This is a genomic window from Wolbachia endosymbiont of Madathamugadia hiepei (assembly GCF_013366855.1).
GTDB lineage: Bacteria > Pseudomonadota > Alphaproteobacteria > Rickettsiales > Anaplasmataceae > Wolbachia.
Genome location: NZ_WQMP01000084.1, coordinates 1 through 4,323 on the forward strand (window position 1 = coordinate 1; position 4,323 = coordinate 4,323).

Consider the following 4,323-nt stretch of genomic DNA (forward strand, 5'->3'; position numbering starts at 1 on the left):
TTCTCTATTTGTAGCTAAGTTAAACTACCAGTTTTTGCTACATCTTTCCTTATTTTCTCATGATAAACTTTTTTCACAGAGACTAGCTATATTTATTATTTTTTAAGATTAAATGGTTAAAATAGTAGATAAATGCTAAAGTGAGGTTTAACTATGACAGTAAACTTTCCAATAGAAACTAGTGTTTTACCTTTCTACCTATACTTCGATTACACATACAACATCTAGCTCAGTTTAGAAGTCTAATTCAATTTTAGTTGTCAGTCCAAGCAGAAAAAGCATCAACGCTGGCAACCAAGAAGGTATATAGCTTTTAATATTGAGGGTTTGGTATGCATATAAATCAGAATGAAGGACAGAAGCATTCACAAGTCAGTTATCTAAAAACTCGTAGCGTGACTGTTGATAGTGGACTGGGCGGTGAAGAAGTCATTAACAAAGAAGATTTAGCAAAACTTGTTGATAGTAAAAATAAGGAAGAAAAAACTCCTCTCCAGGTGGCACTAATTGACAAAATAAAAGAAGGAAAACATGGGTCTCATACAATCCAAGATAACGATAACACACTTAAGTTCCGCGTAAAATTGCTGGAGCATGGAGCCAGTCCTAATGGTTTAAGGTTGTATAAAGAAGAGTTACAAAGTCTAGATGAAAAACAAAAGACATATTATCGCAAATTCTTTAAAAAAATAGTGAAGTCAGTAGGGGAGTCTGATTTAGATCCAGAAACAGAAAATTCAGTAATGATTAAAGCTGCTGAAACTATCTACGATGGTTATCCACTACATGAAACAGTTTTAGAGAATAACAAAGAGAAGTTTAGTAAGCTCTTACAAAGCGGTTATAACATCACTAATCAAGATAAAGATGGCAACGCTTTACATCTAATAGTTACAGAATTAAAGAAAGAAGAAAGGCTCAAATTCCTCAATATATTGCTGAAGGTAGGTCAAAAAGAACAATTTATAAAAGCCGTAAATGACAAAAATGATAAAAGTGGTGACGGTAAAAATAGCAACGGTCAAACACCACTCCATCAGTTGCTCCAGCGTATAGAAGAAAAGAGTAAAAAATCTTCGTTGGGGAAAAAAATACAAAATATAGTTAAAAAAGATTTTAAAGATACTAGTGAGTGTCAAGCTCTAGAACTATTGCTACGAAATGGTGCTGATATTACTGTTCAAGATAAAGAAGGGAATAATGCTCTTCACTATGTTGCTTCATTCAAGGGAGAGCAAAAAGTTACATGCTTGAATCTAATATTAGATTTAGTAGAAGGAGGAAAAATACCTGGCAATCGATTAAGAGAGGCTATGGATGCTAAAAATAAAAACGAAAAGGAGCAAACACCTCTTCATCAATTGCTTCAGCATATAAAAGAAAAGAGTGAGGATCGATCATGTACAGACAGAAAATTTGAAAAAACAAATAGGTATAAAACCCTAGAACTATTGCTACGAAATGGTGCTGATATTACTGCTCAGGATAAAGAAGGAAATAATGCTCTACACTATATTGCTTCACTCAAAGGAGAACAAAAAGTCACATACCTGAAATTGATTTCAAGTTTAGTGGAAAAAGGATCAGTACCTAAAGAGAAGCTGAGTGAAGCTATAAGTGCCACTAATAAAGAAGAACGAACACCCCTACAGGTAGCGCTAATAAAAAAGGCAGAAAAAGGCGAACACCTTTCACAAAAGAACACAATTTTTGATTCAGCAATTAATTATGGCAATACAACAAAGTTTTGTGCGGCATTATTACAAAATGGTGCTAATCCTGATTCTCTGGATTTAAAAGATGAAAAATTCCATACTGACAGTTACTATCTAGTTTTACGTGATTTAAAAGATTATCGTAAGACTCCACACACAGTACAAGAAAAAGCTAGAGAAACCAAAGAGCAACTTGAGAAAAAATACAACATCAAAACTTTTTTGGGGCGGTTGCAGAGTACTGCACAAAATGTAGACTCTAGTATAAAAAAAGGTACATCTAATACAGGAAAAGCACTATCTGCTGTTGCAAAATATATAGATCCAGCAAGTAGAATCCGCGAACTGTTAGCAATTGCAATAACAGTTACTGTAATTGCAATGGCAGCGTTTGCATTTTTTCAGGGTCAGGTTGGAATTGGAGCAGCTATTCCTATCATAGCTGTTGCTGGAGTTATATGTCTTACTTTAACTTTAGGATTTAGCGGTATTAAGAAACTTTTTGAAGATTCAACTGACAAGGTGAAGAACCTTATTGACAATGATCAACAAAAGTCATCAGATAAATCAAAACTCACTGAAAGCCCTCCAAATTATCGAATGAGTGACACACACATTGAGCCTCACGAGAAGTCGCAAGAGCTTACAGCCAACTAATAAACCCTTCTCTCCGGGGCAATAAAATCAATCTCATTGCTCAGGGTTTTTTCGGCGACTTTTTTGTAATCAATTTTTACATTGGTTTTGCCTTTCTTTTCTTCGAGCCACACTATAGTGTGTTTCATCCAGTCTTTATCATCACGCTCTAGGAAATCTTCACGAGCATGTGCGCCTCTGCTTTCTTCGCGATTGGCTGCGCATTCCATGGTAATGACTGCTTGTGGAATCATGTTAGCAAGCTCCAGCGCTTCAACTAAATCACTGTTCCATATCATACTGCGATCTTCAATTGTAATGTTAGGCATCATTTTTGCTACTTCTTTTATAGCTTTTTTACCTTCTTCTAAAACTTCGGCAACTCGGAAAACAGATGCATATTTTTGCATAGTGTGCTGCATTTCGCTGCGTATTTTCGATACCCTTAGCTCTCCAGAAGCAAATCGCATTTTATTGAACCTATCAACTATCCAGTCTGTGCAACCTGAGTGCAATTTTTTGTGCGGTGCATGAGGCTTTAGCTTCTCTTTCGCTCTGAACGCTGCAGCTCTACCAAAAACTACAAGGTCAAGAAGCGAGTTAGAGCCAAGTCGATTTGCACCGTGCACAGAAACGCATGCAGCCTCTCCAATTGCAAACAATCCTTCTATGACTTCTTCCTTACCTTTCTTCAGCGTAATTACTTCTCCATGATAGTTGGTTGGAATGCCACCCATGTTGTAGTGAACAGTTGGGATGACCGGTATTGGATCTTTAGTGACATCAACCCCTGCAAAAGTCTTTGCAGTTTCGCTAATTCCTGGAAGTCTCAGTTTTATTACTTCCGGATCAAGATGCGCTATAGTTAGATATATGTGGTCTTTTTTCGGGCCAACACCTCTACCTTCTCTAATTTCAATTGTTATTGCCCGGCTTACCACATCACGAGAAGCCAAGTCTTTTGCTTTTGGTGCATAGCGTTCCATAAACCTTTCGCCCTGGGAATTAACGAGATACCCGCCTTCGCCGCGACACCCTTCCGTCATCAAACATCCTGAACCATATATTCCCGTTGGATGAAATTGCACAAATTCCATATCTTCAAGCGGTAATCCAGCTCTTACCACCATGCCATTACCATCGCCTGTACAGGTATGCGCGTTCGTTGCAGAGAAGTAAACACGCCCATATCCACCTGTTGCTAGCACCACCGAATGTGCGCGAAATCTATGTAGTGTGCCGTCGCATAGTGACCAGGCAAGAACCCCGCAGCATGCACCGGTTTCGTTATCCATGATTAAGTCAATTACAAAATACTCAACAAAAAATTCGGCGTTGAACTTAAGACACTGCTGATATAGAGTGTGAAGGATTGCATGCCCGGTTTTATCTGCTGCTGCACAGGTGCGTTGCGCTGGTTTTCCTTTACCAAAGTGAGTTGTCATTCCACCGAAGGCACGCTGGTATATTTTACCATCTTCTGTACGTGAAAAAGGTACGCCAAAGTTTTCAAGCTCAATGACAGCTTTAGCAGCGTTTTTACACATATATTCTACTGCATCCTGATCGCCAAGCCAGTCTGAACCTTTTATTGTGTCATACGCATGCCAGCGCCAATTGTCCTCAGCAATATTCCCTAAAGCCGCACTAATTCCGCCTTGTGCTGCAACCGTATGACTGCGTGTAGGGAAAATTTTAGAAATGCAAGCAACTGAAAAGTTAGTTGCAGCCATTCCAAGCGTTGCTCTGAGTCCTGCTCCACCTGCACCCACTACCACTACATCATACTCATGTTCTATGATTTTGTACGCTGATTTATCCATATTTGCTCATTTATGACCACAGGCTTATAATACCACAGAAGTGGAGAAAATCCATACAAGTTTTCTAGTCTCTGTGAACAAAATTTTAGAGAAGCCATATGAGAGAACCAACGAAGTTTAAAAAACCCATAAAAACCTCAGCAGTCTTG

At 38.4% G+C, this 4,323-nt stretch carries 3 protein-coding genes; 1 reads left to right on the forward strand and 2 read right to left on the reverse strand.

Annotated features, from left to right (window positions below; all coding sequences use genetic code 11):
• The first annotated feature begins 332 nt into the window (after nucleotides 1–332).
• Nucleotides 333–2,372: an ankyrin repeat domain-containing protein gene (locus tag GO685_RS03620; RefSeq protein ID WP_175937614.1), complete on the forward strand. Its 2,040-nt coding sequence runs from the start codon at nucleotides 333–335 to the stop codon at nucleotides 2,370–2,372.
• Here the strand turns inward: GO685_RS03620 and sdhA are convergent.
• Nucleotides 2,369–4,174 carry a succinate dehydrogenase flavoprotein subunit gene (gene sdhA / locus GO685_RS03625; protein WP_175937615.1) on the reverse strand — a complete coding sequence of 602 codons (1,806 nt, stop codon included), beginning with the start codon at nucleotides 4,172–4,174 and terminating at the stop codon, nucleotides 2,369–2,371. The two genes, GO685_RS03620 and sdhA, sit on opposite strands and share 4 nt — an antisense overlap.
• Nucleotides 4,147–4,272: a hypothetical protein gene (locus GO685_RS05740; protein ID WP_281356220.1), complete on the reverse strand. Its 126-nt coding sequence runs from the start codon at nucleotides 4,270–4,272 to the stop codon at nucleotides 4,147–4,149. Before GO685_RS05740 ends, sdhA begins: the two co-directional genes overlap by 28 nt.
• Nucleotides 4,273–4,323: the final 51 nt, after the last annotated feature.